The organism is Bradyrhizobium sp. HKCCYLRH3061, from assembly GCF_051168015.1.
GTDB lineage: Bacteria > Pseudomonadota > Alphaproteobacteria > Rhizobiales > Xanthobacteraceae > Bradyrhizobium.
This window is the reverse complement of record NZ_JBNPUE010000011.1, coordinates 114,081-140,328: the sequence shown is the minus strand read 5'-3', so window position 1 is coordinate 140,328 and position 26,248 is coordinate 114,081. Positions and strand designations below refer to the sequence as shown.

29 protein-coding genes are annotated in these 26,248 nt (G+C 64.7%); 20 read left to right on the top strand and 9 right to left on the bottom strand.

Annotated elements, in window-relative coordinates; translation table 11 throughout:
• Positions 1 to 298 precede the first annotated feature (298 nt).
• Together infA and ACQR2C_RS19155 are read right to left on the bottom strand one after the other, a co-directional pair.
• A complete protein-coding gene (gene infA, locus ACQR2C_RS19160) occupies positions 299 to 589 on the bottom strand; it encodes a translation initiation factor IF-1 (RefSeq protein ID WP_315804701.1) in 291 nt (96 codons plus the stop codon).
• A 24-nt stretch (positions 590 to 613) separates the two neighbouring features.
• A complete protein-coding gene (locus ACQR2C_RS19155) occupies positions 614 to 2,023 on the bottom strand; it encodes a DEAD/DEAH box helicase (RefSeq protein ID WP_316238217.1) in 1,410 nt (469 codons plus the stop codon).
• Positions 2,024 to 2,531: 508 nt separating this feature from the next.
• Here ACQR2C_RS19155 and urtA point away from each other — a divergent pair.
• The 16 genes from urtA to ACQR2C_RS19075 all read left to right on the top strand — a co-directional run bounded on the left by urtA (position 2,532) and on the right by ACQR2C_RS19075 (position 17,034).
• Positions 2,532 to 3,854, top strand: coding sequence for an urea ABC transporter substrate-binding protein (gene urtA / locus ACQR2C_RS19150; protein ID WP_315804702.1), 1,323 nt, complete (start codon positions 2,532 to 2,534; stop codon positions 3,852 to 3,854).
• Positions 3,855 to 3,957: 103 nt separating this feature from the next.
• The gene (gene urtB, locus ACQR2C_RS19145) at positions 3,958 to 5,556 is read left to right on the top strand and encodes an urea ABC transporter permease subunit UrtB (protein ID WP_410053161.1); all 1,599 of its coding nucleotides are present in this window, start codon (positions 3,958 to 3,960) and stop codon (positions 5,554 to 5,556) included.
• Positions 5,553 to 6,716: an urea ABC transporter permease subunit UrtC gene (gene urtC, locus ACQR2C_RS19140; RefSeq protein WP_315804703.1), complete on the top strand. Its 1,164-nt coding sequence runs from the start codon at positions 5,553 to 5,555 to the stop codon at positions 6,714 to 6,716. The genes urtB and urtC overlap by 4 nt, the downstream gene beginning before the upstream one ends.
• 4 nt (positions 6,717 to 6,720) lie before the next feature.
• Positions 6,721 to 7,482, top strand: coding sequence for an urea ABC transporter ATP-binding protein UrtD (urtD, locus tag ACQR2C_RS19135; protein WP_315804704.1), 762 nt, complete (start codon positions 6,721 to 6,723; stop codon positions 7,480 to 7,482).
• A 3-nt stretch (positions 7,483 to 7,485) separates the two neighbouring features.
• Positions 7,486 to 8,181, top strand: coding sequence for an urea ABC transporter ATP-binding subunit UrtE (gene urtE, locus ACQR2C_RS19130; RefSeq protein ID WP_315804705.1), 696 nt, complete (start codon positions 7,486 to 7,488; stop codon positions 8,179 to 8,181).
• A 58-nt stretch (positions 8,182 to 8,239) separates the two neighbouring features.
• Positions 8,240 to 9,076, top strand: coding sequence for an urease accessory protein UreD (locus ACQR2C_RS19125; RefSeq protein ID WP_434881848.1), 837 nt, complete (start codon positions 8,240 to 8,242; stop codon positions 9,074 to 9,076).
• Positions 9,077 to 9,124: 48 nt separating this feature from the next.
• On the top strand, positions 9,125 to 9,427 hold the full coding sequence (locus tag ACQR2C_RS19120; RefSeq protein ID WP_015669637.1) for an urease subunit gamma: 303 nt from the start codon (positions 9,125 to 9,127) through the stop codon (positions 9,425 to 9,427).
• A 124-nt stretch (positions 9,428 to 9,551) separates the two neighbouring features.
• Positions 9,552 to 9,857: an urease subunit beta gene (locus ACQR2C_RS19115; protein ID WP_434881847.1), complete on the top strand. Its 306-nt coding sequence runs from the start codon at positions 9,552 to 9,554 to the stop codon at positions 9,855 to 9,857.
• A gap of 3 nt (positions 9,858 to 9,860) precedes the next feature.
• The gene (locus ACQR2C_RS19110; protein WP_315804708.1) at positions 9,861 to 10,400 is read left to right on the top strand and encodes an HD domain-containing protein; all 540 of its coding nucleotides are present in this window, start codon (positions 9,861 to 9,863) and stop codon (positions 10,398 to 10,400) included.
• Positions 10,397 to 10,921: a hypothetical protein gene (locus ACQR2C_RS19105; protein ID WP_434881846.1), complete on the top strand. Its 525-nt coding sequence runs from the start codon at positions 10,397 to 10,399 to the stop codon at positions 10,919 to 10,921. The genes ACQR2C_RS19110 and ACQR2C_RS19105 overlap by 4 nt, the downstream gene beginning before the upstream one ends.
• A 45-nt stretch (positions 10,922 to 10,966) precedes the next feature.
• The gene (gene ureC / locus ACQR2C_RS19100) at positions 10,967 to 12,682 is read left to right on the top strand and encodes an urease subunit alpha (protein ID WP_434881845.1); all 1,716 of its coding nucleotides are present in this window, start codon (positions 10,967 to 10,969) and stop codon (positions 12,680 to 12,682) included.
• A gap of 47 nt (positions 12,683 to 12,729) precedes the next feature.
• Entirely contained in the window at positions 12,730 to 13,029 is a 300-nt protein-coding gene (locus tag ACQR2C_RS19095) for a putative quinol monooxygenase (protein WP_172243535.1), read from the top strand.
• 42 nt (positions 13,030 to 13,071) lie between these two features.
• Complete coding sequence (locus ACQR2C_RS19090) at positions 13,072 to 13,683, top strand: urease accessory protein UreE (RefSeq protein WP_316216465.1); 612 nt, start codon at positions 13,072 to 13,074, stop codon at positions 13,681 to 13,683.
• Entirely contained in the window at positions 13,670 to 14,392 is a 723-nt protein-coding gene (locus ACQR2C_RS19085; RefSeq protein WP_434881888.1) for an urease accessory protein UreF, read from the top strand. The genes ACQR2C_RS19090 and ACQR2C_RS19085 overlap by 14 nt, the downstream gene beginning before the upstream one ends.
• 69 nt (positions 14,393 to 14,461) lie before the next feature.
• The gene (gene ureG / locus ACQR2C_RS19080) at positions 14,462 to 15,085 is read left to right on the top strand and encodes an urease accessory protein UreG (RefSeq protein ID WP_315804711.1); all 624 of its coding nucleotides are present in this window, start codon (positions 14,462 to 14,464) and stop codon (positions 15,083 to 15,085) included.
• A 293-nt stretch (positions 15,086 to 15,378) separates the two neighbouring features.
• Entirely contained in the window at positions 15,379 to 17,034 is a 1,656-nt protein-coding gene (locus ACQR2C_RS19075) for a CHASE domain-containing protein (RefSeq protein ID WP_316177247.1), read from the top strand.
• Positions 17,035 to 17,160: 126 nt separating this feature from the next.
• Here the strand turns inward: ACQR2C_RS19075 and ACQR2C_RS19070 are convergent, their stop codons facing one another.
• Together ACQR2C_RS19070 and ACQR2C_RS19065 are read right to left on the bottom strand one after the other, a co-directional pair.
• Positions 17,161 to 17,709, bottom strand: a complete 549-nt coding sequence (locus tag ACQR2C_RS19070; RefSeq protein ID WP_006612137.1) for a sigma-70 family RNA polymerase sigma factor — start codon at positions 17,707 to 17,709, stop codon at positions 17,161 to 17,163.
• Positions 17,710 to 17,946, bottom strand: a complete 237-nt coding sequence (locus ACQR2C_RS19065; RefSeq protein ID WP_315713837.1) for a NepR family anti-sigma factor — start codon at positions 17,944 to 17,946, stop codon at positions 17,710 to 17,712.
• Between the two features lie 195 nt (positions 17,947 to 18,141).
• Here ACQR2C_RS19065 and ACQR2C_RS19060 point away from each other — a divergent pair, with 195 nt between their 5' ends.
• On the top strand, positions 18,142 to 18,945 hold the full coding sequence (locus tag ACQR2C_RS19060) for a response regulator (protein WP_315713838.1): 804 nt from the start codon (positions 18,142 to 18,144) through the stop codon (positions 18,943 to 18,945).
• An 81-nt stretch (positions 18,946 to 19,026) separates the two neighbouring features.
• Here the strand turns inward: ACQR2C_RS19060 and ACQR2C_RS19055 are convergent, their stop codons facing one another.
• Complete coding sequence (locus ACQR2C_RS19055) at positions 19,027 to 19,482, bottom strand: energy transducer TonB family protein (protein ID WP_315804713.1); 456 nt, start codon at positions 19,480 to 19,482, stop codon at positions 19,027 to 19,029.
• Positions 19,483 to 19,857: 375 nt separating this feature from the next.
• On the opposite strand from ACQR2C_RS19055, the gene ACQR2C_RS19050 reads away from it, so the two are divergent.
• Positions 19,858 to 20,298, top strand: coding sequence for a hypothetical protein (locus tag ACQR2C_RS19050; protein ID WP_316177251.1), 441 nt, complete (start codon positions 19,858 to 19,860; stop codon positions 20,296 to 20,298).
• Positions 20,299 to 20,355: 57 nt separating this feature from the next.
• On the opposite strand, the gene ACQR2C_RS19045 is transcribed toward ACQR2C_RS19050, so the two are convergent.
• From ACQR2C_RS19045 to ACQR2C_RS19035, 3 genes are all read right to left on the bottom strand, one after another.
• Positions 20,356 to 20,799 (bottom strand): hypothetical protein, encoded by a 444-nt coding sequence (locus tag ACQR2C_RS19045; RefSeq protein WP_315804715.1) that lies wholly within the window; start codon positions 20,797 to 20,799, stop codon positions 20,356 to 20,358.
• Between the two features lie 103 nt (positions 20,800 to 20,902).
• Positions 20,903 to 21,274, bottom strand: coding sequence for a DUF883 family protein (locus ACQR2C_RS19040; protein ID WP_316177254.1), 372 nt, complete (start codon positions 21,272 to 21,274; stop codon positions 20,903 to 20,905).
• Positions 21,275 to 21,354: 80 nt separating this feature from the next.
• Positions 21,355 to 22,473, bottom strand: coding sequence for an AI-2E family transporter (locus ACQR2C_RS19035; protein ID WP_316216468.1), 1,119 nt, complete (start codon positions 22,471 to 22,473; stop codon positions 21,355 to 21,357).
• A gap of 222 nt (positions 22,474 to 22,695) precedes the next feature.
• Here ACQR2C_RS19035 and ACQR2C_RS19030 point away from each other — a divergent pair, with 222 nt between their 5' ends.
• Together ACQR2C_RS19030 and ACQR2C_RS19025 are read left to right on the top strand one after the other, a co-directional pair.
• On the top strand, positions 22,696 to 23,448 hold the full coding sequence (locus ACQR2C_RS19030; RefSeq protein ID WP_434881844.1) for a L,D-transpeptidase: 753 nt from the start codon (positions 22,696 to 22,698) through the stop codon (positions 23,446 to 23,448).
• A gap of 15 nt (positions 23,449 to 23,463) precedes the next feature.
• Positions 23,464 to 24,123: a DUF2865 domain-containing protein gene (locus ACQR2C_RS19025; RefSeq protein ID WP_434881843.1), complete on the top strand. Its 660-nt coding sequence runs from the start codon at positions 23,464 to 23,466 to the stop codon at positions 24,121 to 24,123.
• Positions 24,124 to 24,136: 13 nt separating this feature from the next.
• Here the strand turns inward: ACQR2C_RS19025 and ACQR2C_RS19020 are convergent, their stop codons facing one another.
• Entirely contained in the window at positions 24,137 to 26,230 is a 2,094-nt protein-coding gene (locus ACQR2C_RS19020) for a methyl-accepting chemotaxis protein (RefSeq protein WP_434881842.1), read from the bottom strand.
• Between the last annotated feature and the right edge of the window lie 18 nt (positions 26,231 to 26,248).

Here is a 26,248-nt window from a genome sequence, read left to right as displayed (position 1 = left end):
GGTAGTTCCCTTCTCAGATACCAAATGCGTAACCCAGTCTCCTGGGCTGGTTAGATCGAATTTTTGGAAGGGTCGTCAGCGTCTGAACCGGCTGTACCGGTAATAGCTAATCTCGTCCGGCCGAAAATCGATTGCGGGATATATTATTGGAAATGCCCGCGCAAAACAATCCTGAGCTGCGCGAGAGTGCATGATTTTTTGACGCGCCGGCTCGATGCCGACGCGCTGAATTGTCGCTGATTGCGCAAGGCTTGATCAATCCGCCGGGCCGGGCGGAACATTGCTCCGCCCAATCCCCCTAGCGCCGACGGAACTGGCCGCCGCGCTGCGCTGCGCCACGCGGAGGACCGCCGGGCGAGCTGGGACGCTCGTCCTTGTGGCGGAAGATCAGCCGGCCCTTTTCGAGGTCGTAGGGCGACATCTCGACGGTCACGCGGTCTCCCGCGAGCGTCTTGATGCGATTCTTTTTCATCTTGCCGGCGGTGTAGGCAACGATCTCGTGCCCCGCGTCGAGTTGTACCCGATAGCGTGCATCGGGAAGGATTTCGGTGACCAGCCCTTCGAACTGGATCAGCTCTTCCTTAGCCATGTCTTTCTCCAGATCGATAGACGTCTAGTTTGGCCGTTGGTTGCGGTTGTGAGCGTGGTTTTTGGGTCTGCCCTCGCGATGCAGGAAAGCAACGCCTTGAATCGACCCGGCCTTGCCGCCGCCTTGCGACGGCCGCTGGGGCTCCTGACGATTGCCTGGCAGAGGCGCCATCTTAGCATTGGAACGACGGCGACGGCGAGGGCCTTTTGCGGCGGTGCCACCCTCGTTGGTCCGCGCATTCTGCATGCCAGGACGGCCACCGCGCTGAGGCGGTTTGGCCGGTGCTGCAGCTTCGCGGAGGCCGGGCGTGCGGCGATCGTCGCGCGGCAGCGAGATCTTGATCAGCCGTTCGATGTCGCGAAGATAGGACAGCTCGTCCGATCCCGCCACGAGCGAAATCGCAACGCCCTCGGCACCGGCGCGCGCCGTGCGGCCGATCCGGTGGACGTAGGTTTCGGGCACGTTCGGCAGGTCGAAATTGACGACATGGCTGACGCCGTCGACGTCGATGCCGCGCGCCGCGATGTCGGTCGCGACGAGGGTGCGGATCTCGCCGGAGCGGAAGGCGGCCAGAGTGCGCTCGCGGTGATTTTGCGACTTGTTGCCGTGGATCGCCTGGGACGGGATGCCGGCCTTTTCCAGGCTCTTCACGACCTTGTCGGCGCCGTGCTTGGTCCGGGTGAACACCAGCGCGCGGTTGACTGGCTCCTGCTTGAGCAACTGAGCCAGAAGGTTCGGCTTGGCCGAGTGGTCGACGTGGATCACGCGCTGGGCAATGCGCTCGACCGTCGAGGAGACGGGGGTCACCGCGACCCGCGCGGGGTCGCGCAGCATGGCGTCCGCGAGCTCGGCGATGTCCTTAGGCATGGTGGCCGAGAAGAACAGCGTCTGGCGCTTGATCGGCAGCTTGGCCACGATCTTCCGGATGTCGTTGATGAAGCCCATGTCGAGCATGCGGTCGGCTTCGTCGAGCACAAGGAACTCGACATGGGTCAGCTTCAAAGCGTTGCTCTGGACCAGATCGAGCAGCCGGCCAGGGGTGGCAACCAGCACTTCGAGGCCGGGCATCACAGCGCGGACCTGGCGTCCCATCGGCACGCCGCCGATCGCGAGCGCCGAGCTCAGGCGGATGTGCCGGCCGTAGGTGTTGAAGCTGTCGAGGATCTGACCCGACAATTCGCGGGTCGGGCTCAGCACCAGCACGCGTGCCGTCTTCGGCTGCGGCTTGATCCGGTTCTGCAGCAGGCGGTGCAGGATCGGCAGCGCAAACGAGGCCGTCTTGCCGGTTCCCGTCTGGGCGATGCCGATCACGTCGCGGCCTTCGAGCGCGAGCGGGATGGTTTGGGCCTGAATGGGGGTGGGGGTGGTGTAGTTCTCTTCCTTCAGCGCGCGCGTCAGCGCGTCGGCGAGGTTAAAATCCTGGAAGGATGTCAAAAGATTGGGCTTTCCATAAGAGGATAAGGCCCGTGTCGGCAGGCAGCCGGACGCGGGTGGGTGGTTGAGAGACACCCGCGTGTTTGGAGCGCCTAGATTGGATGGGTGAGAATGCAAAGCCAGAAGCTCGGGTCGAGCTAAAGAACACGCGGCTTGCAAAGATCCGGCCGATTCGCCTCGATCTACCAGATATATGGAACAGGTGGACGGCACATGCAAGGCCGCTGCGCAACGGATTGGCTTTCCGGGTGGTACCCGGCTGCTTTAAATTTAGCCATTCAAAACAAAGTGCACAAATCCTGCGCTACATGCTATCTGATTAATCATCGAGCTTGCTCAATTCGACGGCAGAAGGCTGCGACCTCGTGCCACGAGAACGCGAAGTTCCACTTCTGTGTCAATGCCTTACCAGATGTGCACGGCATGGCACACTTCTTGCGATTCTTCCGCCGCAGACCGCCGGCCGCCTTGGCTGCGAAGCACGTCTGCGTCAGGGAGATATTACCTCATGCTTACTCGACTCACTCAGGAATTAACGGCGCCGTTCAGCCGCCGTCGCTGGCTGGCTGCTGCTGCCGGCCTGGCGCTCGGCGCAGCCGGCTTTGGCCCGGCCAAGGCCGCTGACGACACCATCAAGATTGGCGTTCTGCATTCTCTGTCCGGCACCATGGCCATCAGCGAGACCACGCTGAAGGATACGATCTTGTTCCTGATCGACGAACAGAACAAGAAGGGCGGTGTGCTCGGCAAGAAGCTCGAGGCCGTCGTGGTCGACCCCGCCTCGAACTGGCCGCTGTTCGCCGAGAAGGCGCGCGAGCTGATCACCAAGGACAAGGTCGCGGTCGTGTTCGGCTGCTGGACCTCGGTGTCGCGCAAGTCGGTGCTGCCGGTGTTCAAGGAGCTCAACAGCATCCTGTTCTACCCGGTCCAGTACGAGGGCGAGGAGAGCGAGCGCAACGTGTTCTACACCGGTGCGGCGCCGAACCAGCAGGCGATCCCGGCGGTCGACTACCTGATGAAGGAAGAGAAGGTGAAGCGCTGGGTGCTGGCCGGCACCGACTACGTCTATCCGCGCACCACCAACAAGATCCTCGAAGCCTACCTGAAGTCGAAGGGCGTGGCTCAGGACGACATCATGATCAACTACACGCCGTTCGGTCACTCCGACTGGCAGACGATCGTGGCCGACATCAAGAAGTTCGGCTCGGCCGGCAAGAAGACCGCCGTGGTCTCGACCATCAACGGCGACGCCAACGTTCCGTTCTACAAGGAGCTCGGCAACCAGGGCATCAAGGCCAAGGACATCCCGGTGGTCGCGTTCTCGGTGGGTGAGGAAGAGCTCGCCGGCATCGACACCAAGCCGCTGGTCGGCCATCTCGCTGCCTGGAACTATTTCGAGTCGATCAAGACCCCGGCGAACGAGAAGTTCATCAAGGAGTGGCAGGCCTACACCAAGAACCCGAAGCGCGTGACCAACGACCCGATGGAGGCCCACTATATCGGCTTCAACATGTGGGTGAAGGCGGTCGAGAAGGCGAAGTCGACCGATCCGGACAAGGTCATCGACGCGCTCCCGGGCATCGAGGCGCCGAACCTGACCGGCGGCGTGTCGAAGATGCTGCCGAACCACCACATCACCAAGCCGGTGTTCATCGGCGAGATCAAGGGCGATGGCCAGTTCAGCGTCGTCTACAAGACCAAGGATCTCGTCCCGGGCGACGCCTGGTCGAAGGAGCTCGAGGGCTCGAAGGACCTGATCGGCGATTGGGTCGGCAAGAAGTGCGGCAACTTCAACGTCAAGACCAACAAGTGCCTGGGCTCGGGCTCCTGATCCCGACCTGACGCGACCATGACGACAGGAGAAGGCGGCGATGTTGCCGCCTTCTCTTGACCTCCTGAACTCCTGCCGGGGTTGTCCAGTGCCTGCTGTTTTTCTGGCGATCATTCGCCGTCTGCTTGTTTTGCTCGCCCTGATCGCCGTTTCCGTTCCCGCCTTCGCAGCCAGTTTCGAAGAGTCGGTCGCGAAGCTCGCGAACGATGATTTCTCGGACACGGACGAGGCCGTCGGCGAGATCGCGGTGTCGGGCAACCCGCTGGCTTTTCCGATCATCAGCGCGCTCCAGGACGAGCGGCTGATGTTCGATGCCGAAACGAAGAAGGTCTATGTCAAGCAGACCGACGGCAAGATCATCGATGCCGCGACCGGCGCTGCCGTCGACAAGCTTCCGGACAATGCCGCGGCGGTCAGCCTCAACAACCGGCTCCGGCGCAGCGTGGATGCTGCGCTGGGTGGCCTGACGCTGTTGTCGCCGGATACCAACACACGCCTGACCGCCGCCAAATCGGTGTTCAAGTCGCATGAGGAGGCGACGCTGCCGACGGTGGAATCGGCGCTCGCCAAGGAAACCAATCGCGCGGTCAAGCAGGCGTTGACCGAGGCGCGGGCTGCCATCCTCCTGTTCAAGTCCGACGCGAGCGAGGTGGACAAGCTTGAGGCGGTCGCCACCATCAGGTCGCGCGGCGACCAGGAGGCGCTTGCGCTGCTGACCGAGATCAGCGGCGGCGACCAGCCGGCCACCGTCACCAAGGCTGCTGCCAGCGCGATCTCATCGATCCAGAGCTCGCTCGCAATCTGGTCCGGCGTGCAGAACGCCTGGTACGGCCTGTCGCTCGGCTCGGTGCTGCTGCTCGCCGCCATCGGCCTCGCCATCACCTTCGGGGTGATGGGCGTCATCAACATGGCCCATGGCGAGATGGTGATGCTCGGCGCCTACACCACCTTTGTCGTGCAGGAGGTCATCCGCACGCGGTACCCGGCGCTGTTCGACTATTCGCTGCTGATTGCCGTCCCGCTCGCCTTCCTGGTCGCCGGCGCGATCGGCGTGCTGATCGAGCGCACCATCATTCGCTTCCTCTACGGGCGTCCGTTGGAAACCTTGCTCGCGACTTGGGGCCTGTCGCTGATCCTGCAGCAGGCGGTGCGCACGGCGTTCGGTCCGACCAACCGCGAGGTCGGCAATCCCTCCTGGATGAGCGGTGCGTTCGAGCTCGGCCAGATCACCATCACCTACAACCGGCTCTGGATCCTCTGCTTCACGATGGCCGTGTTCGCCATCCTGCTGGCGATGCTGCGCTACACTGCGCTTGGTCTGGAGATGCGCGCGGTGACACAGAACCGGCGCATGGCGGCCTCGATGGGCATCGCGACCTCGCGGGTCGATGCGCTCACCTTCGGGCTCGGCTCAGGCATTGCCGGCATCGCCGGCGTGGCGCTGTCGCAGATCGACAATGTCAGCCCGAACCTCGGCCAGAGCTACATCATCGATTCCTTCATGGTCGTGGTGTTCGGCGGCGTCGGCAATCTCTGGGGCACGCTGGTCGGCGCCTTCACGCTGGGCATCGCCAACAAGTTCCTGGAGCCGGTCGCCGGCGCCGTGCTCGGCAAGATCGCGATCCTGGTGCTGATCATCCTGTTCATTCAGAAGCGCCCGCGCGGCTTGTTCGCGCTCAAGGGCCGGGCGGTGGAAGCATGATGCCGCACGTCCTCACCCGGTCGCTCGATCGCGCCGCAACCATCTTCGTGCTCGTGGTCGCCGCCTGCGGCGTGCTGATCCCGCTGTCCAACCTGCTGCTGCCGGCCGGCTCGGCCTTGCAGGTGCCGACCTATCTGGTCGCGCTGTGGGGCAAATATGTCTGCTACGCGATCCTGGCGCTCTCGATCGACCTGATCTGGGGCTATTGCGGCATTCTCTCGCTTGGCCATGGCGCGTTCTTCGCGCTCGGCGGCTACGCGATGGGCATGTATCTGATGCGCCAGATCGGCACCCGGGGCGTCTATGGCAACCCGATCCTGCCGGACTTCATGGTGTTCCTGAACTATTCCAAGCTGCCCTGGTACTGGCACGGCTTCGACATGTTCTGGTTTGCAGCTTTGATGGTGCTCGTGGTGCCCGGCCTGCTCGCCTTCTGCTTCGGCTGGCTCGCCTTCCGCTCGCGCGTCACCGGCGTGTATCTGTCGATCATCACCCAGGCGATGACCTACGCGCTGCTGCTCGCCTTCTTCCGCAATGATTTCGGCTTCGGCGGCAACAACGGCCTGACCGACTTCAAGGACATTCTCGGCTTCAACGTCCAGGCGGAAGGCACCCGCGCCGCGCTGTTCGCGCTGAGCTGCCTTGCGCTCATTCTGGCGTTCCTGATCTGCCGGGCGGTCGTGTCATCGAAGCTCGGCAAGGTGCTGATAGCGATCCGCGACGCCGAGTCGCGGACGCGCTTCCTTGGCTACCGCGTCGAGTCCTACAAGCTGTTCGTGTTCACGCTGTCGGCCTGCATGGCCGGCGTCGCCGGCGCGCTCTACGTCCCGCAGGTCGGCATCATCAACCCCTCCGAGTTCGCGCCCGGCAATTCGATCGAGGCCGTGATCTGGGTCGCGGTCGGCGGCCGCGGCACGCTGGTCGGGGCTGCGCTTGGCGCCGTCGTCGTGAACTACGCCAAGACCTTCTTCACTTCGGGCGTGCTGGCGCCCTACTGGCTGTTCATGCTCGGCGCATTGTTCGTGCTCGTCACTCTGCTGTTGCCCAAAGGCATTATCGGCACCTTCAATTCCTGGTGGGATCAGCTCGGCAGCAGGAGGCTGAACGCCGAGAGCGCCGCCCGCGAGGACGGCGTCACCGAACCCAAGATGGCGGAGTGAGCGCATGAACGTGATGGACACCCGCGCGACGTCGTCGCTACTCTATCTCGACGGCGTGCACGTCTCGTTCGACGGCTTCCACGCCATCAACAACCTTTCGCTGACGCTCGAGCCCGGCGAGATGCGCGCCATCATCGGCCCGAACGGTGCCGGCAAGACCACGATGATGGACATCATCACCGGCAAGACCAAGCCCGACGAGGGCACGGTGCTGTTCGACGGCAAGACCGACCTGACCCGGCTCGACGAAACGCGGATCGCCGAGCTCGGCATCGGCCGCAAGTTCCAGAAGCCGACGGTGTTCGAGAGCCAGTCGGTCGAGGACAATTTGCTGCTTGCGCTCAATGTCGACCACAGCGTCAAGGGCACGCTGTTCTGGCGCGGCTCGAGGGGCGAGGCCGAGCAGATCGACCGGGTGCTCGAGACGGTGCGGCTCAAGGATGCCCGACGCAAGCTCGCCGGCAGCCTCTCGCACGGCCAGAAGCAGTGGCTGGAGATCGGCATGCTCCTGGCACAGGACCCGAAGCTGCTGCTGGTCGACGAGCCGGTCGCCGGCATGACCGACGTCGAGACGCATCAGACGGCTGAGCTGCTCAAAGAGATCAACAAGGATCATACCGTCATGGTCGTCGAGCATGACATGACTTTCGTTCGCGAGCTCGGCGTCAAGGTCACTTGCCTGCACGAAGGCACGGTGCTGGCCGAGGGCACCATCGATCAGGTGTCGTCGAACGATCGGGTGATCGAAGTGTATCTGGGACGCTAGGCGATGTTGGACGTCAAGGACATCAACCTCTATTACGGCGCCGCCCAGGCGCTGCGCGGCGTCTCGATCGCGGCGGAGCCGGGCAAGGTCACCTGCGTGCTCGGCCGCAACGGCGTGGGCAAGACCTCGCTGCTGAGGGCGCTGGTCGGGCAATATCCGCTGGCGTCGGGCAGCATCACCTTCGATGGCGCCGACATCACCCGCCTGAAGCCGTATGAGCGGGCGCGCAAGGGCATCGGCTTCGTGCCGCAGGGCCGCGAGATCTTCCCGCTGCTCACGGTCGAGGAGAATCTCAAGACCGGCTTCGGGCCGCTGAAGCGGGCCGATCGCAGCATCCCGGACGACGTATTCTCGCTGTTTCCGGTGCTGGAATCGATGCTCGGCCGCCGCGGCGGCGATCTTTCCGGCGGCCAGCAGCAGCAGCTTGCGATCGGCCGCGCCATGGTGATGCGGCCGAAGCTCTTGCTGCTGGACGAGCCGACCGAGGGCATCCAGCCGTCGATCATCAAGGACATCGGCCGGGCGATTTCGTACCTCCGCAATCTCGGCAACATCGCCATCGTCCTGGTCGAGCAATATCTCGACTTTGCCTGCGAACTCGGCGACAACTTCGCCGTCATGGATCGCGGCGCGGTGAAGTTCACCTGCACCCGCGCCAATCTCGACCAGGCCGAGATCAGCCGCCAGATGGCGCTGTGATCATCACGTAGCTTCTCGACGCGGTCTCGCCCGCGTCTGGTCCCAGGGGAGGGGATCGATGCGGGCTGATCCCGCCAACGCCGCTGCCGACATCTTCGAGGCCAACCGCGCCCGCGGCGCGGTGCGCTTCGACGTGCGGCTGCAGGACGACGTGACGCGGCGCCATCACCTGCATGAATCCGGCTCGCTGCGCGTCCGCTTTCCCTCGCCCGAGGACGACGGTCTGTCGGCGATGTTCGTCAACACCGCAGGCGGAATCGCCGGCGGCGACCATTTCGCGATCGAGGTCGCGGCGGGCGAAGGCAGCCGCGTCACGCTGTCGAGCGCCGCGGCCGAGAAGGTCTATCGCGCGCCGGGCAAGCCAGCCGAGCTCGATATCGCGCTGACGGCTCATGCCGGCGCGCACATCTCGTGGCTGCCGCAGGAGACCATCCTGTTCGACCGCGCCCGCATTCATCGCCGCATCGACATCGACCTCGCCGACACCGCCTCTCTCCTGTTGTGCGAGATCGTCGTGTTCGGCCGCACGGCCATGGGCGAGCGCATGCGCGAGGGCGAGTTCGTCGATCGCTGGCGGCTCAAGCGCGGCGGCAAGCTGGTGTTCGCCGAGACGGTCCGCCTCGACGGCGACATCGGCGACAAGCTGGCGCAGCCCGCGATGGCCAAGGGCGCCGCGGCCATCGGGACTGCGCTGATCGTGCCCGGCGACGCCGCGCTGGTGGAGCGCATCAGGGAGAGCCTGCCGGCGTTTCGGGGCGAGGCCGGACTGTCCGCCTGGAATGGATTTGCAATGGCGCGCTTCTGTGCCCAAGATGCCGCGAGCCTGCGCGCCGACATGATGGCGGTGCTCGGCTGCGCATCGGCCGGACCGCTGCCGCGGCTGTGGCTCAACTAGACGTTTACCAACTGACGATCATTAGAAGACGATCACCAGAGAGTCCGCATGAACCTGTCTCCCCGCGAAAAGGACAAGCTCCTGATCTCGATGGCCGCCATCGTGGCCCGCCGCAGGCTCGAGCGCGGCGTCAAGCTGAACCATCCCGAAGCGGTCGCGATCATCTCCGACTTCATTCTGGAAGGCGCGCGTGACGGCCGCACCGTGGCCGAGCTGATGCAGGCCGGCGCCCAGGTCCTGACCCGCGATCAGGTGATGCCGGGCATCCCCGAGATGATCCACGACATCCAGGTCGAGGCGACGTTTCCGGACGGCACCAAGCTGGTCACGGTGCACGAGCCGATCCGCTAAGTTCTTGCACGTCATTCCGGGGCAGCCCGCAGGGCTGAATCCGGAATCCAGAGATTGTCTGCAATCGATTTTGAGATTCCGGGTTCGGTCCTGCGGACCGCCCCGGAATGACGGAGAAAGACACATGATCCCCGGCGAATTTTTCATCCAGGACGGCGAGATCGAGCTCAATGCCGGCCGCAAGACCGTGACGCTGTCGGTCGCCAACACCGGCGACCGGCCGATCCAGGTCGGCTCGCATTACCATTTCTTCGAGACCAATCCGACGCTGAAGTTCGACCGCAGGAAAGCCAGGGGCATGCGGCTGGATATCGCCGCCGGCACGGCGGTGCGCTTCGAGCCCGGCCAGACCCGCGAGGTGCAGCTGGTCGCGCTCGGCGGCAAGCGCACGGTCTACGGCTTCCGCGGCGACGTGATGGGCAAGCTGTAGACGATGCTGACCGGATTGCGCCTCGTCTCCGAAGCGGCCGAGCTGGCGGCGCGCCGTCATGCCGGCCAGCAGCGCAAGGGCCGCGACGAGGAGCCGTACATCAATCATCTCGCTGAGGTCGCCAACATCCTCGCGGTCGCCTGCAACGGCGAGGACGCCGAGCTCGTCGCGGCCGGCTGGCTCCACGACAGCATCGAGGACACCGACACCAGCCACGACGAGCTGATGCAGCGTTTCGGCTCGCGCGTCGCCGGGCTGGTCGAGGAGGTCACCGACGACATGACCCTGCCGAAGAGCGAGCGGCGCGCGGTCCAGGTCATCGCGGCTCCCGGCAAGTCTGATGGCGCCAAGCAGATCAAGATCGCCGACAAGATCAGCAACATCCGCGCCCGCATTGTGTTCGAGCCGGATCTCGAGCAGCAGCTCGAGCTGATGGAGTATCTTGGCTGGGCCGAGCAGGTCGTCGCAGGCTGCCGCGGTGTGAATGTGGCGCTGGACGCGCTGTTCGACGAGACCGTTGCGAACGCGCGGGGGACGCTGTGAGCGGCTTGGCGCGCGTGTCCTCGGCGGCCATCTATGGCCTATGCGCGGCATCGGCCGCTGCGTGGTTTCCTGCCTCGGCCGCGGACGATCGACGCTGGCGTGTGTTCGAGCAGGACGATGGCGCGCTACTGTCGCCCAGTCGAACCGATGAGGCGACCGACGATATCGGGTCGCCGTCGTTCCGCTGCAAGGCCAGGTCCGGCACCATCGCTGTCACCGGAAATGCCGGCCAGGAACTGCGGAACGTAGTTGCGGACCTGCTGCGCTCGAACGGATATCCTCAGGTCGAGATGGTGCCGGCGGGCCGCTACGGTCAAACGCTGCTGAGCGTGTCCTATAGCGAGGCCGGATCGGTCCGGGAGTACAGCTTCGAGATGCAGGCCGATGCGCCCGCTTTCGATGCTTTCAAGCGCACCGGCCGCCTGACGTTCAAGATCGGCAACACCACCATCCGCGAAGAGTTCAAGCCGGGTCTCGAGACCATCGCCAAGTTTCAATCGATCTGCGCGCACCCGAAATGACCCGCGCGCTGGGGAATAGTTGAGAGCTAGAGGCTGGAGCACGACATGCCCGTCAAGATCAAGCGTTCCGTCTATGCCGACATGTTCGGCCCGACCGTTGGCGACAAGGTGCGGCTTGCCGACACTGATCTGATCATCGAAGTGGAGAAGGACTTCACCGTCTATGGCGAGGAGGTGAAGTTCGGCGGCGGCAAGGTGATCCGCGACGGCATGGGCCAGTCGCAGGCGACCAACAAGCAGGGCGCCGCCGACACCGTCATCACCAATGCGCTGATCGTCGATCATTGGGGGGTCGTGAAGGCCGACGTCGCGATCAAGGACGGCATGATCTCAGCGATCGGCAAGGCCGGCAATCCCGACATCCAGCCTGGCGTGACCATCGTGATCGGCCCGGGCACCGACGTGATCGCGGGCGAGGGCAAGATCCTCACCGCCGGTGGCTTCGACAGCCACATCCACTTCATCTGCCCGCAGCAGATCGAGCACGCGCTGATGAGCGGTGTCACCTCGCTGCTCGGCGGCGGCACCGGTCCGTCGCACGGCACCTTCGCGACGACCTGCACGCCCGGCCCATGGCACATCGGGCGGATGATGCAGTCGTTCGACGCCTTTCCGGTGAACCTCGGCATTTCCGGCAAGGGCAACGCCTCGCGCCCGGCCGCGCTGGTCGAGATGATCAAGGCCGGCGCCTGCGCGCTCAAGCTGCACGAGGATTGGGGCACGACGCCGGCTGCGATCGACAACTGCTTGTCGGTTGCCGATGATTACGACGTGCAGGTGATGCTGCACTCCGACACGCTCAACGAGTCCGGCTTCGTCGAGGACACCATCAAGGCGTTCAAGGGCCGCACCATCCACGCCTTCCACACCGAAGGCGCCGGCGGTGGCCACGCGCCTGATATCATCAAGGTCGCGGGCCTGAAGAACGTGCTGCCGTCGTCGACCAATCCGACGCGGCCGTTCACGCGCAACACGATCGATGAGCATCTGGACATGCTGATGGTGTGTCACCATCTCGATCCGTCGATCGCCGAGGATCTCGCCTTTGCCGAAAGCCGCATCCGCAAGGAGACGATCGCGGCCGAGGACATCCTGCACGATCTCGGCGCGCTCTCGATGATGTCATCGGATTCGCAGGCGATGGGCCGGCTCGGCGAGGTCATCATCCGCACATGGCAGACCGCCGACAAGATGAAGAAGCAGCGCGGCGCGCTGCCGCAGGACAAGGGCCAGGACAACGACAATTTTCGCGTCAAGCGCTACATCGCCAAATACACGATCAACCCGGCGATTGCGCATGGCGTGTCGAAGCTGATCGGCTCGGTCGAGAAGGGCAAGCTCGCCGATCTCGTGCTGTGGTCGCCCGCCTTCTTCGGCGTCAAGCCCGACTGCGTCATCAAGGGCGGCACCATCGTCGCAGCTCCGATGGGCGATCCCAACGCCTCGATCCCGACGCCGCAGCCGGTGCATTACCAGCCGATGTTCGGCGCGTTCGGCAAGTCGCTGACGGCCTCCTCGGTGATCTTCACCTCGAAGGCTGCCGTCACCGGCGGGCTCGCGCGCAAGCTCGGCCTGTCCAAGAAGCTCTACGCCGTGCAGAACACCCGCGGCAGGATCTCGAAGAAGAGCATGATCCACAACGACGCGACGCCGAAGATCGAGGTCGATCCGGAGACCTATGAGGTCCGCGCCGATGGCGAGCTCCTGACCTGCGAGCCGGCCGAGGTGCTGCCCATGGCGCAGCGCTACTTCATGTTCTAAGCTCCGCCCGGTACCCAGAACCAGAAACGTACCGGGAGGACTGCTGCGTGATCTATGTCGTTGCCACCTTGACCATCAAGCCCGAAACCCGTGCGGAATTCATTGCCGCAGCGACTGCCTGCATTGCGGGGACCCGCAAAGAACCCGGCAATATCGCTTATGATTTGCATGAGAGCGTCACCGACCCGAGCAGGATGGTCTTCGTCGAGCAGTGGGAGAACGCCGAGGCCTTGGTGCCGCACCGCGCGACCGAGCACATGAAGACGTTCGGGCGCGTCGCGGTCAAATGCATGGCGGCCCCGCCGAAGATCGAGATCATTACGCCTGAGAAGGTCGATGTCCGCTGAGCGGAATAAGAGTGAGCGGAATAAGAGAATGAGAGTTTCAGCATGATCCGCGCGACACGCGTGCTCGGGCAGCATCGTTGGAAAGAGGCCGCCGCCGATTCCGTCCTGCTCGATTTCGATGACCGGCACCGGCGGCGGCTGGTGATGACCGGAACGCGCGGGCTGGAGTTTCTGTTGGACCTCGAGCACGCCACCGCATTGCGCGGTGGCGACGCCCTGGTGCTGGAGGACGGCCGGCTGATCGAGGTCGTGGCGGCGGCCGAGCCGCTGCTCGAGATCCGGGCTTCCGATCCGCATCATCTGGTGCGGCTCGCCTGGCATCTCGGCAACCGGCACCTGCCGACGCAGCTCATGCCCAAGAGCCTGCGCATTCGCCGCGACCACGTGATCGAGGCCATGGTCAAGGGCCTCGGCGCCCGCGTGATCGAGATCGAGGCGCCGTTCGATCCGGAGGGCGGTGCGTACGCCGAGCCCAGCCATGCGCATGGCCATGATGATCATGATCACCACGGCCACGATCATCATCACGATCATGACGGGCACGATCACGCGCATCACGACCACGGCCATGCACATGATCATCACGTGCATGACGAGCACTGCGGCCATGACCATCACGATCACGGTCATTCCCATGCTCATGAGCACAAGTGAGGAGGGGGCTCGGCCGGATGCGATCAGCGCCACGGATCCGGCTGCGCTGTATCGGCTGCTGACGTGGCTGTCGCCGGCGTTTCCGATCGGCGGCTTCTCCTATTCGAGCGGCATCGAATGGGCGGTCGAGGCGGGCGACATCGGCGATGCGGCGGCGCTGCGCGGCTGGCTCGCGACGATGCTGACGAACGGTTCCGGCTTCTGCGACGCGGCTTTCCTCGCGCACGCCTATCGCGCGGTTGAGCTCGACGATATGGCCAGCCTCCGCGAGGTGGCCGAGCTTGCGGCTGCTTTCGTACCGTCGCGCGAGCGTCAGCTCGAAACCACGGCGCAGGGCCGTGCCTTCATCGAGATCGCGCGGTCCGCCTGGAACTGCGCAGGCCTCGACGAGGCGGTGGCACGATGTGCGAGCATCGTCTATCCGGTCGCCGTGGGGCTGGTCGGCGCTGTTCACGGCGTTCCTCCGGGACCCCTGCTGCACGGCTTCCTGCACGCCCTGACGTCGAACTGGATTTCCGCCGGCAGTCGTCTCGTACCGTTGGGGCAGACCGACAGCCAGCGCGTGCTCGCCGCGTTGGAGCCTGTCGTCGCTGCGACGGCGGACCGCGCCCTGCTCGCCTCGCTCGACGACATCGGCGGCGCAACATTCCGCGCCGATCTCGCAAGCCTTCATCACGAGACGCAATATACAAGGCTGTTTCGGTCGTGATGAAGCGGGGCAACGGCTGCCCCGATCACGGCCCCGCGCGGTTACGCGTACGACAGAAGGGTAAATGACATGGCATCGTCTCACGGTCCGCTCCGCGTTGGAGTCGGTGGCCCGGTCGGGTCCGGCAAGACTGCGCTGATGGATCTCTTGTGCAAATCGATGCGGGAGCGCTACGACATCGCCGCGATCACCAACGACATCTACACCAAATGGGACGCGGAGTTTCTCGTTCGCTCGGGATCGCTCACCCCGGATCGTATCGCCGGCGTGGAGACCGGCGGCTGCCCGCACACTGCGATCCGCGAGGACGCGTCCATGAACCTCGCCGCAGTGGCCGACATGCGGGCCAAGTTTCCCGGACTCGACCTGGTGTTGATCGAGTCGGGCGGCGACAACCTCGCGGCAACGTTCTCGCCGGAACTCGCCGATATCACGATCTACGTCATCGACGTCGCGGCGGGCGACAAGATCCCGTCGAAGGGCGGACCGGGTATCACCCGCTCCGACCTTCTGGTGATCAACAAGATTGACTTGGCACCCCATGTGGGCGCTTCTCTGGAGAAGATGGAGACGGATGCCAAGCGCATGCGCGGCGCACGGCCCTTCGTCATGACCAATCTGAAGAAGAGCCAGGGGCTTGACCGGATCATCGGCTTCATCGAAGCCAAGGGCGGTCTGAAGCCGTCGGCCTGAGCGCCGGGACTGATCTGCGTCGCAGCGTTCTTCGTTGCCCGATGCGTCTGCTGCAATAACAGACGCAAAAAAGCCTCATCCGGCCGGAACAACTTGAGCCCTCGGGTGTTTCCTCGACCCGGGGTGCGCCTTGCCCAAGGCGTCTCGGCGCCGATGCACCGGTATCCTGGGATCGCTATCCACTGATCGCTCCGATCACTTCCGATCGCCCCGAGGTGCGTCCTTGAGTTGCAGGCCCGGTTATTGGATGACTCGTCTCCTCCTTCGCCAACCCTTTACTTCAGAGTAAACGAGTGCTCCGGCTGGGTGTCATCATCGGTTTGATCGCGCTGGTCGGGACGGCGCTGTCCGGCTTGGCCGCCTATCGCGTCCACGACCAGGAGCTGGCCCTCGATCGCATTGCGCTGGCCCGAGCCATCGACGTCCATGCCAGCCTCGTCCAGGACCGGCTGACCGAACGTGAGCTGCTGGCCCGGGTGGCCTCCGGGCTGTTCCGCGCTCCCTCGGTGATCAAGGCCAATATGCTGGAGCCGCTGCGATCGTCGATCTACGCGTTCAAGACCGACTTCGTGGTGGCATCGTGGATCGCGCGGCTGCGGCCGGATGAGCTCTCCATCGCGCAAACCGAGCTGCGCCAGGCTGGCTTCCCGAATCCAACCATTCGCAATTTCGACGACACGCCGCTGGGGCCGAACGTCGATCGTCCGTTGGACGTTCTGATGGATCTCGAGCCACGCAATGCCGAGACCTCGAAGCTTCCCGGCATCGCACTCGACCGGCAGCCGATCGTCGGACCGATGCTTGCGCGCGCCATGGCCGAGGGCAAGCCGGTCGCTTCCGACCCCACCCCGCTGGTGCGGAGCGACGGTCCGATCGGGATCGTGCTGGCAGCCCCGGTCGTCCCGCAAGGTGCCACTGCGCCGGCGGGCTTCGTGACGTTTTCCTACGAGATCGGGCCGCTGCTGCTCACCAATGACGATCTGTCGTTGTTCTCGGTGGCGTTGAAGGATCCGCGCAACGCCTCGGACGAGCTGGTTGCCAATGATCAGGGCGCGGTGACGAGCCGGACCCGGGGGCCGGACGATCCTGCTCCGTCGTCGACCCGCACCGTAGCCTTCGGCAATCACGACTGGTCGCTGGTCTATTACGCCAAGAGCAATGCGGTCCGGCGTGCGCAACAGACCGCGGCGATCGTCGGCGTCATCGGGATGGCGCTGACCGGTATCATCTGCGGCCTGTTCGGCTACGTCGCCTACAATAATCTGCGCCTGAGTCGCGAAATCCAGGTGCGGATCGGCTTCGAGCGCCGACTGACGGCGGTCATCGACGAGCTGAACCACCGGGTCAAGAACATCCTGGCGGTGATCCAGTCCATCGTGACGCGCACGCTGCGTCATGGCAGCGACATCGATGTCGCGCGCGAGCTGCTGATCGGGCGGATCCATGCGATGTCGAACGTCGTCACGCTGCTCAGCGAGAGTCAATGGCAGGGCGTGCAATTGCGCGGACTGTTCGAAGCTCGCGCCATCCCGCATGCCGACAGGATTGCGGTCAACGGACCCGACATCACCGTGAGCGCGCGTGCCGCGCAGAGCCTGTCGCTGCTGTTCTTCGAACTCGCCTCGCACTCGGACGAAGGCCTCTCGCTGGTGGGAAAGCACCCGCACATCACCGCCAAATGGGAGGTGACTGGCGAGGAGCCGAATGCCGTCTTCCACTTCCGTTGGGAGGAATTGAACACCAGTGAAGCAACGCGGCGGCCGGACAGCGATTTCGGACTGATCCTGCTCGATCGCGTTGCGCCGGAGGCGCTCGGCGGCACGTCAAAGCGCTTCTTCACCGAGGCGAGCTATGTCTATGAGCTGAGCGCGCCGATGGAGACGGTCATCGACATGACCGAGCGCGATCGGACCGAGCAGTTCTCCGCACCACTGCATCCGGCGCGATAGCCGCAGCGCTGGTCGGCGAACAGGCTGCCGGGGCGTACGATCCCGGGCACAAGAGATCAACAACAAGAAGAGGCGGCTCGCTGAGGAGCCGCCTCTTTGCTGGTTCGTTTGCGACGGCTTGGCTTATCAGCCGCCGCTGCCGCCGATCACCGCCCGCACGGTCTCGTCCGGGCCGAAATCCTCGGCGCCTTCGACGTAGAGCAGCGCTGCCAGCTTCGAGCGCGCTCGGTTCACGCGGCTCTTGATGGTGCCCACCGCGCAGCCGCAGATCGCTGCCGCATCCTCGTAAGAGAAGCCCGATGCACCGACCAGGATCAGTGCCTCGCGCTGGTCCTGAGGCAGCTTCTCGAGCGCCGCGCGGAACTCCTCGAACTCGAGATGCGCGCCCTGCGAGGGATGTGTCTTGAGCGTCTTGGCGTAGTTGCCTTCGGCATCTTCCACTTCGCGCCGGCGTTTGCGGTAGTCGGATCGGAACAGGTTGCGCAGGATCGTGAACAGCCAGGCAGGCAGATTCGATCCCGGTTGAAACGAGTCGATGTTGGCCAGCGCCCGGAGCAGGGTTTCCTGCACGAGGTCGTCGGCACGATCGCTGTTACCACTCAAGGAAATCGCAAATGCGCGAAGGCTGGGGACGGCCGCGAGGATATCGTCCCGCAAGGAATCAGTGAGAGGCATTCACTCCCTCCCGTCGGTTTGGTCGTTGGATCCCCCGCCGTTCTCCACGTGGGACTGTGCTGCCGGCGCATCAAGCTTCCGCACCAGATCCGCGAAGCGGTCCGGCACTCCCTGACGGACGACGTCGTCGTACATCGCGCGGAGTTGATGACCGATTCTGGATTGAATTTCCGCGTTCAGTCCGCCGGGCTTGCGCGGTGCCGCATTCTTGCTGGCTTGAGACTTTACATCTTTCATGACCTTTTCCACGTTTCCCCGAGAGTTAAGTCCCTGAAGCTTCAAGAATTATTCTCGCCACCGAGAGGGTCTGTCGGGAACTAATGCGACGGGGCGATAAAAGTTCCACGCGTTTGGGGAACTTTTCGTCGGTTCAGGCGTAATCAGCGCATTATGGAACCCGGGCGGAAGCCCAGATGACCGAATGGAGTGGGGATGAGCCGATCACAGCTTGTTGCTGAACATTTGCCGCTGTTGCGCCGGTATGCGAGGGCTCTCACCGGCAGCCAGGGTTCCGGAGACGCCTATGTCGGAGCGATGCTCGAGGCCCTGATCCAGGATCCGGCGCTGCTGGACGAGCGCTATGGCCCGCGGGCTGCGCTATTCCGGCTGTTCACGCAGATCTGGAACTCGGTGGCGCTCAACGACGACGCCGAAGTGGCGACCCTTCCAATGCCGCCGGAGCGGCGTCTCTCCAACATCACCCCCTTGCCCCGCCAGGCCTTCCTGCTGCTCTCGCTCGAGGGGTTTCCCGAGGAGGAAGTGGCCTTCATCCTCGACATCGACGTCGCTGAAACCCGCCGGCTGGCGGATGCTGCCGGACGGGAGCTCGCCGCCGAAATCGCTACCGATGTGCTGATCATCGAGGACGAGACCTTCATCGCGATGGACCTCGAGAGCCTCGTCAAGAATCTCGGCCACAACGTCATCGGCGTGGCCCGCACTCATGCCGATGCGGTGGCTCTCGCAAAGAACAAGAAGCCCGGTCTGATCCTGGCTGATATTCAGCTCGCCGATGGTTCGTCCGGCCTGGACGCTGTCAACGAGCTGCTGCGCACCTTCGAGGTACCGGTGGTCTTCATCACCGCCTATCCGGAGCGCTTCCTCACCGGTGAGCGGCCCGAGCCGGCGTTCCTGATCTCCAAGCCGTTCCAGCCGGCCATGGTGTCGGCGGTGGCGAGCCAGGCGCTGTTCTTTCAGCGCAATTCGCGCAACCGGATGCCGAAGCCGGCAGCCTGATCAGGCCACGCGTGCACGATCCTGTTCCGGCGCGTTCCTCGCGGAGCGCGCCGGCTTCTTTTGCAGCATCGAATTGCGAGATCAGCAGCCGCGGCACACCCCGCCGAGTCGTGCCTTCAGGACCGCGTCACTCGGATCGATGTCCGTCTGCAAGATTTGCGACGTCCGCCGGGGCGCGAAAACGATCGGCACGAGAAACGTCAGATCCCCATCCGCCAGCTCCGGCGGAGGTGGGGCAAATGGCTGGGCGCGCCGGACCATGGCGAGCGCCTCCTGGTCAAGCGCGGGATCGCCGGTCGTTTCCGCCAGCACCGCCGAGATGAGATGACCCTCGCGGTCGATGTGGAACAGGACCTTGGCCGTCCCGCCCTCATCCGAAGCCCGCAGTGGATAACGGCGCTGAATCTTCAATTGTGCGACGAGATTCTTGATCCAGGTCTCCTTGGCGCTCTCAGCCGCTCCCATCGCGGGAAACAGGCACAGGAGAGCCAGCGCCAGCCCAAGCCCCTTCCGCACGCCATCCAACGAGCTCAGCATCTCCGCCCCCATGCGCGGACGATGAACGTGGCCGCGCCACTGCCACATATACCTCAGGGGAAAAGCGGATAAAGCGCCGGGAATGTCGGGCTGGGATCCGATCGAGCAGATGGATCAGAAAAGAATGCGGGGCACCGCCGGCATCACCACGGCGGTGCCCCGCGTCGCCGGTCAATGGGGCAGGGGGAATAACCGGCTGCCGAGATGACGCGCGACCCGAAAAGTCGTTCCGCGTGAGATCGAATTTTTTGACGCCACGAATTTGAAGAATGTCGCCGCAGTTTACACACGGTTAAGTGATTTGCCCGACCGAGAACCCAGTTCCTGCGACTTACGTTGGTATGCCGATCGCCTTGCGGCGAGGGGAGCAGAGACATGTCGCAGACCAGGAAGGTTATCGTTTTGGGTTCGCTTGCGGCTTCCACAATGCTCGTGGGTGCAATGCAACTGGCCTCCGGCCATGATCTTGGCGCCAACCTGCCGCTCCAGAACTCCGCCCGCGAGACGATCGTCGCGACCGCGAACGACGTGAACCGGGCCGCCAAGTCTGACCGCGCGCAACAAAGCGGTACTGTGGCGCCGTCACAAACTGTGTCGATCAAGCTGGCAGCCTTCGCGGAGACGTCCTTCCTGGTGCGGCTTCCCGTCAACCCCGCCGCTGTGAGCGCGGGCTCGTTGCCGTCGCCGCAGGGATCGCAGCTCATCACCACCGGCAACGAGCGGCAGGCCGTCAAGCATCCGGTGGCGTGCGAGCCGTCGGTGTCGGTGCTGACGGAGATCGCCAAGCGCCTGCAACCGGGACGGTGTGTGACTTAGTTGATAGCAGCTTGCACCCGATCCGCCGCCTAAGCACTCGATCAACGCCTTGGATCCTCACTCTGCGGGCGTTTGCTCCTCCGCCGCTGGGCGGCTGACCATGAATCCGAGCGCCAGACCGCCGACGGCCAGAATGGGAATCAGCCGCTTGATGCCGATCATGCGGACGATCTGCAAGCCGCTGGCCAGCAGCATCGGGTCTGCAAAAGCCGATTGGACTGCCGACCGCGCCGTTTCCGCGCTTCGCGCGGCACGGCTCTCGATCGCGCGCTTGCGCGCCATGTAGCTGATCGCGGCGATCAACGTCACCACGAAGAAGATGGCGGCACCGGTGAGGCACGCGGCCACGAGCCCGTATCGATCCAGGACGGCGACGAAAGCGGCGGCGCACAGAAAGCTCGTGGTTACGAACAGTCCGACCGCTGCAGCGATTGCGAGCGACGTGAGCCTAACGGCATGCCCGGTCGATTCCTGGAAGTCCGCAATCAGGCGCTGCAGCATGTCATTCCCTCCCGATCTCATTCATCTGCGCAACAGACTCAAATCGGCGCCGAAGACGCGGCGCCGAAACGAGACAAGCCTCTGGATTTCAGGGGCCAAATCCTCAGCGTCTCCAGGCGGCGCCGATGAGAAATCCAAGTCCGAGCGCGAGACCCACGGTGGCGAGCGGACGCTGCGAGATCACGTCCTCGAGGCGCTCCTCCAGCGAGTTCGCGGCCTCCTGGGCCGCACCAAACATGGCCGTGCCGCGCTCGGACATGTCGTCGAACGTCTGGTCCGCGTTCTCGCGCGCCTGTCGATAGCCGCTGCGGGCCTGCTTGCTCGCCTGCCCGGCGAAAGCATTCAGCGCGTCGGTGATCTGTTCGGTGAGAGCTGCGATATCGTTTTTCACGGCGTGGACATCCTTCTGCAGGCGTTCGTAGTTCGCTTTGTCGACGAGATCTTTCAGGGCGGTCTCACCGTCAGTCGGTGGCATGGCAAGCTCCCGGAGCAAGGTGATTGCGTCTGCTCGACAAACGCGGGGTCTCAGCCGAAGTTCCGACGCTGGAAACCGAATTAGTCCGCCGGCAGTTGCGGCGTATCGTCCGGCAGCAGATGCTCTTTGACGATGAGGGCGACGATCAGCAGCGGCGAGGCGAGGAAGGCTCCCATCGGGCCCCACAGCCAGGTCCAGAATGCCAGCGCAATGAACACCGCGAGTGCGTTGAGCGCGAGCCGCCTGCCGATGATGGTCGGCGTGACGAAATGGCCTTCCATGAAGGTGATCACGGCGAAGATGGCGGGCGCGACCATGCCGGCGCTCAGGGTCGGGAATGCGACCGCGCCGACCAGGACGAGCACCGCAAACATTGCGATCGGGCCGATGATGGGGATGAAGTTCAGCGTCGCTGCGAGCGCGCCGAGCCCGGCGGGGTTTGGCATGCCGGCGATGGCGCAGGCGAGGCCTGCGGCGATGCCGACCCCGGTGTTGATGAGCGTGACCGTCAGCAGATAGTTGCCGAGGTGCAGTTCGAGCTCGTTCAGGATGCGCAGCGTCCGAAGCCGGGCCTCATGATCACCGAAGGTCATGATCAAGGTGCGCCGCAGGTCCCGCCAGCTCGCGATGAACAGCACCAGCGTGGCGAAGAACAGCAGGAATTCCGTGAAGGTCGGCGACAGGAATTCGATCGTCGGCTGAACCCAATCGAACTTGGGCAGCTCCAGGCTGGTCGAGGCCTGCCCGCTTCCACCGCCGATCGCCGCCTGCATTTCGTGCCACAGCGCCAGCGGCCGATCGAAGACGTGCAGCTTGGCCTTGAGCGTCGTGGCGAGCTCGGGAAGGCGATTGGTCCAGTCGAGGACCGGCGCCGAGATCAGGCCGATGATGAAGGCCAGTCCCGCGGCAACGGCGATCACGATCAGCACGGCGCCGACGCCGCGCGGCACGTGGTGGCGTTCGAGAAAGTTGGCGGCCGGCGACAGCATGGTGCCGACCACGAACGCCATCACGATCGGCAGAAAGAACCCGCGGGCGACGTAGAGAACGCCGGTGACGCAGATCGCGGTGAGAATCACGAGCGCGATGGCGACGACTTCGGCCCGCCTGATCACAGGAGGAAGCTCGTGGCGGCTTTCGTTCAGCGCCGCGCCTTCGCTCCCGCTCGCGAGCAGCCGCTCGGTGGGAAGTACACGCACCATAGGTCCCCCCGATCGGGTCGTTCGCGCACAGTTCGCGTGATGACGTTCTTCTTTCCCCTAACTGGCGAGACGGCGCCGGGTTCCGTCGCGAGAACGTGACAGCCTCTACGCTTGACTGACGCAGGGCGACCACAGCGGAGCCGGAACTGCGGCGAGCCGTTCGGCGTTTGGAAGGCAATCACGCATCGCACCGCGATGCTCGTCTGACAGGGGCACTCCATGACACAGCTCGTTTCCGGCCATCGCAACCTTTCGCGGCGGACCGCTTCGCTGATCGTCGGCGTCGCGGTTCTTCTCGTCGCGGGTCCCGCCGCGTCTCACGCGCAGAGCCTCGGCTATGCGCCGGTCGAGCAGCAGCAGGCCTTCCCGCCCGACCAGGCGACTGCACCCGCCGTGGAGCAGGACGAGGACAGCCAGCTTCCGGACCGGCTGCGTCGCACGATCGTCAATCTGGATACGCGGGAAGCGCCGGGGACGATCATCATCGATACCGCCAATACCTACCTGTACTACGTGCTCGGCGGCGGTCGCGCGCTGCGCTATGGCGTTGGCGTCGGGCGCGAGGGCTTCACCTGGTCGGGTGTGCAGACGGTGACCCGCAAGGCGGAATGGCCGGACTGGCATCCGCCGGCGCAGATGATCGCGCGCCAGCCCTATCTGCCGCGTTTCATGGCTGGCGGTCCCGGCAATCCGCTCGGCGCGCGGGCCATGTATCTCGGCTCCAGCGAGTATCGCATCCACGGCACCAACGATCCGACCACGATCGGCAAGTTCGTGTCCTCGGGCTGCATCCGCCTGACCAATGAGGACGTGAGCGACCTGTTCAGCCGCGTGCGGGTGGGGACGAAGGTCGTCGTGCTGCCGAAGGCCGCATCGCTGCAGGCGCGCGCGAATTCCGACCGGGCGCCGCGCGTGACCTCGCTGCCGTCGGGGCGTCAGGCGATGTCGCTGCCGGTCTCGGCCATCAACTGATCTGGGAGTGGGACGATGAAGGGTCGACGTGCACTCGCCGCCATCGCAGTGGCAACCATGGCAACCGCGGGTGCGTTGGCGGAGCCGACCTCGGCGGGGGCGCAGGATTTCTTCTCCGCGCTGTTCGGCGGCTTCAACGCGCCGCAGCGCCAGGCGCCCTACATCCGGATGCCGTTCGCCGACGAGGCGCCACCGGCGCCACGGCCGGCCCCGCGGGGCGATGTCAGCTATCGCGGCGGCAGCAGCAGCGTCGCCTGGTGCGTGCGCACCTGCGACGGCCGCTACTTCCCGCTCGGAGCCACCGGCGACCAGAGCAAGGAAGCTGCTTGCAACAGCTTCTGCCCGGCGTCCAAGACTGAGGTGGTCTACGGCAGCTCGATCGACGCCGCCGAGACGGATGGCGGCAAGCCATATTCGGCGCTGCCCAACGCCTTCAAGTATCGCACCGAGATCGTCGACGGCTGCACCTGCAACGGCAAGGACCAATTCGGCCTTGCCAAGGTGTCGATCGACCATGATCCGACCCTGCGCAAGGGCGACGTCGTCGCCAGCGACGACGGCCTCAAGGTCGCCAACCGGACCGGCAGCGGCAAGCGCGCCGAGCTGAACTTCTCGCCGGCGCCCGCGGCGTTGCGCGCGAAATACGAGCGCGCGCCGGTGACGGCGTCCGACTGATCCTGCGAGGTCGTCAGGCGGCGCGGATCTTGCCGAGGAAGTCCGTGACCTGATGACCGAGATTCCTGCTCTGGCTCTCCAGCGTCTCTGAGGCGGTGCGCACGTTGTCGGCCGCCGCCGCAGCGACATCGGCGTCCGACTTGACGCCGGTGATGTTGTCGGAGACGTTCTTGGTGCCGTCGGCCGCGAACTGGGTGCTGCGCGAGATTTCCTGCGTCGCCGCTCCTTGCTGCTGCACCGCCGCGGCGATCGCGGTCGCCACCTCGTTGACCTCGCCGATGATGCCGCCGATGCGCTTGATCGCGTCGATCGCGTCGTTGGCGACGCGCTGGATGTCGGCGATCTGCTCGGAAATCTCGTCGGTCGCCTTCGCGGTCTGGCTCGCCAGCGTCTTCACCTCGGAGGCGACGACGGCAAAGCCCTTGCCGGCCTCGCCGGCGCGCGCTGCCTCGATGGTCGCGTTCAGCGCCAGCAGGTTGGTCTGCGAGGCGATGCTGTTGATCAGTCCGACCACCTCGCCGATCCGGTTCGCCGATTGCGCCAGCCCCTGCACGGTGCCGTCGGTCATCCGGGCCTGCTCCACCGCACGGCTGGCAATCCCGGCCGCATGAGACGCCTGCTTGCTGATGTCGGCGATCGAGGCGTTCAATTCCTCCGCGGCGGAGGCGACCGTCTGCACGCTCATCGACGCATCGCTCGAGGCCTTCGAGGCCTCCTCGGCGCGGGCATTGGTCTGCCGCGAGACGTTGGTCAGTCCGGCGGACGTGGCCTGCATGTCGGTGGAGGCGCGGCCGAGCTGCTCGAGCGAGTCGCGGACCAGCCCCTCGAACTCGCTCACATAGCTTTCGATCGCCCGCTGGCGCGCGACCGTGGTTTCGTTGCGTTGGCGCTCCTGCGCCTCGATCGCGAGCTTGTCCTTGGCCTGCTGCTTGAACGTTTCGAGCGCGCCCGCCAGCGCACCGATCTCGTCCTGGCGCTGCATGTAGCCCGTCTCGACGCTGAGGTCGCCGCCCGCAACCGCCAGCATGGCGTCGCGCATCCTGTTGAGGGGCTGGATCACCCGGCGGCTCACCAGCATCAGTGCGGCGCCGCCGATCACGGTCGCCGCGATCAGGAGGCAGAGTTCGACCCCAAGGGTCCGCATGGCCGCCGCATGCTGCTCCTCGATATAGGTCCTCGCGGTTTCAAGCGCGGTCTCGGCGACCGCAACCGCGGCATTGAGGCGCCCGACCGTGAACGGGCTCCATTTGTTGGCGACCATCTCCGGCGTCTCGCCGCTCGCGACCGCGTTGACGAGGCGATCCCTCAACGCGGTGTATTCCGCGTCGAAATAGGCCTTGCGCGTGGCCTCCAGCGCCGCCGTCATCGCGGCCGGCCATTTCGCGCCGGTGGTCGCCAGTTCGAGCGCCTTCCATGCGGCCTCGGCGCCGCCGACCGCCTTGGTATAGTTCAGCCGTGCCTCGGGCGTGATCTTGCCTGCGGCGAGCCCGTTCGAAACCAGGAAGGAGGCGTCGCCGGCGGTGTTGCGCAGCAGCCATGCGATCTGCTTGATCTGCAGCAGTTGATCGATGGTCGGGTCCGCATGGTTGACCTCGGCTGCGAGAATGGCCTGGATCTTTTCCAGCGTCTCCAGCAGCCTGTCCTCGGTCTGCATGTATTCCTTGCCGAGCGCCAATCGGCGCGACGCCTTCGGCTTGGCGACCTCCAGCCAGAATTCCTTCTGCTGATCGCTCAGCGTCGCCAGCAATTGCTGGAATTGCGAGAGCAGCGCCGCCTTGTCGGCAAACGCGATGCCCGGAAGGATGCCGAGCGCGCGTCCCATGGACGGCATGGCAACGTCACGCAGGCCGCGGACGTATCGCTCAGTCTCCGGTTCGACCTTCTCGTCCACGGTCACCATGCGGTTCGAGGTGGAGCGGTCGGCCCGCAGCTTGTCCATCGCCTTGAACATGCTTTCGGAGGCATCGACGATCGAGGTGATGCGCGCAGTGAGCTTGAGCTGCTGCCACGAAAAATAGGCCCGCGAGGCGAACAGGCCGACAAACAGGCATGCCGTCACAAGGATGATGGCCTTCAACGTCGTGGAAATGGTCAGTCGGTTCAGCATGTTGATCTCCGATTCACC

What these genes read in the sequence shown, in the direction of transcription:
- ACQR2C_RS19020 (WP_434881842.1), bottom strand. Translation starts at nt 26,230, where the DNA reads ATGCTGAACCGACTGACCATTTCCACGACGTTGAAGGCCATCATCCTT.
- ACQR2C_RS19030 (WP_434881844.1), top strand. Translation starts at nt 22,696, where the DNA reads ATGACACAGCTCGTTTCCGGCCATCGCAACCTTTCGCGGCGGACCGCT.
- urtE (WP_315804705.1), top strand. Translation starts at nt 7,486, where the DNA reads ATGTTGGACGTCAAGGACATCAACCTCTATTACGGCGCCGCCCAGGCG.
- urtA (WP_315804702.1), top strand. Translation starts at nt 2,532, where the DNA reads ATGCTTACTCGACTCACTCAGGAATTAACGGCGCCGTTCAGCCGCCGT.
- ACQR2C_RS19125 (WP_434881848.1), top strand. Translation starts at nt 8,240, where the DNA reads ATGCGGGCTGATCCCGCCAACGCCGCTGCCGACATCTTCGAGGCCAAC.
- ACQR2C_RS19025 (WP_434881843.1), top strand. Translation starts at nt 23,464, where the DNA reads ATGAAGGGTCGACGTGCACTCGCCGCCATCGCAGTGGCAACCATGGCA.
- ACQR2C_RS19045 (WP_315804715.1), bottom strand. Translation starts at nt 20,799, where the DNA reads ATGCTGCAGCGCCTGATTGCGGACTTCCAGGAATCGACCGGGCATGCC.
- urtC (WP_315804703.1), top strand. Translation starts at nt 5,553, where the DNA reads ATGATGCCGCACGTCCTCACCCGGTCGCTCGATCGCGCCGCAACCATC.
- ureC (WP_434881845.1), top strand. Translation starts at nt 10,967, where the DNA reads ATGCCCGTCAAGATCAAGCGTTCCGTCTATGCCGACATGTTCGGCCCG.
- ACQR2C_RS19060 (WP_315713838.1), top strand. Translation starts at nt 18,142, where the DNA reads ATGAGCCGATCACAGCTTGTTGCTGAACATTTGCCGCTGTTGCGCCGG.
- ACQR2C_RS19120 (WP_015669637.1), top strand. Translation starts at nt 9,125, where the DNA reads ATGAACCTGTCTCCCCGCGAAAAGGACAAGCTCCTGATCTCGATGGCC.
- ACQR2C_RS19040 (WP_316177254.1), bottom strand. Translation starts at nt 21,274, where the DNA reads ATGCCACCGACTGACGGTGAGACCGCCCTGAAAGATCTCGTCGACAAA.
- ACQR2C_RS19055 (WP_315804713.1), bottom strand. Translation starts at nt 19,482, where the DNA reads ATGCTGAGCTCGTTGGATGGCGTGCGGAAGGGGCTTGGGCTGGCGCTG.
- ureG (WP_315804711.1), top strand. Translation starts at nt 14,462, where the DNA reads ATGGCATCGTCTCACGGTCCGCTCCGCGTTGGAGTCGGTGGCCCGGTC.
- ACQR2C_RS19115 (WP_434881847.1), top strand. Translation starts at nt 9,552, where the DNA reads ATGATCCCCGGCGAATTTTTCATCCAGGACGGCGAGATCGAGCTCAAT.
- infA (WP_315804701.1), bottom strand. Translation starts at nt 589, where the DNA reads ATGGCTAAGGAAGAGCTGATCCAGTTCGAAGGGCTGGTCACCGAAATC.
- ACQR2C_RS19050 (WP_316177251.1), top strand. Translation starts at nt 19,858, where the DNA reads ATGTCGCAGACCAGGAAGGTTATCGTTTTGGGTTCGCTTGCGGCTTCC.
- urtD (WP_315804704.1), top strand. Translation starts at nt 6,721, where the DNA reads ATGAACGTGATGGACACCCGCGCGACGTCGTCGCTACTCTATCTCGAC.
- ACQR2C_RS19070 (WP_006612137.1), bottom strand. Translation starts at nt 17,709, where the DNA reads ATGCCTCTCACTGATTCCTTGCGGGACGATATCCTCGCGGCCGTCCCC.
- ACQR2C_RS19090 (WP_316216465.1), top strand. Translation starts at nt 13,072, where the DNA reads ATGATCCGCGCGACACGCGTGCTCGGGCAGCATCGTTGGAAAGAGGCC.
- ACQR2C_RS19065 (WP_315713837.1), bottom strand. Translation starts at nt 17,946, where the DNA reads ATGAAAGATGTAAAGTCTCAAGCCAGCAAGAATGCGGCACCGCGCAAG.
- ACQR2C_RS19110 (WP_315804708.1), top strand. Translation starts at nt 9,861, where the DNA reads ATGCTGACCGGATTGCGCCTCGTCTCCGAAGCGGCCGAGCTGGCGGCG.
- ACQR2C_RS19085 (WP_434881888.1), top strand. Translation starts at nt 13,670, where the DNA reads ATGAGCACAAGTGAGGAGGGGGCTCGGCCGGATGCGATCAGCGCCACG.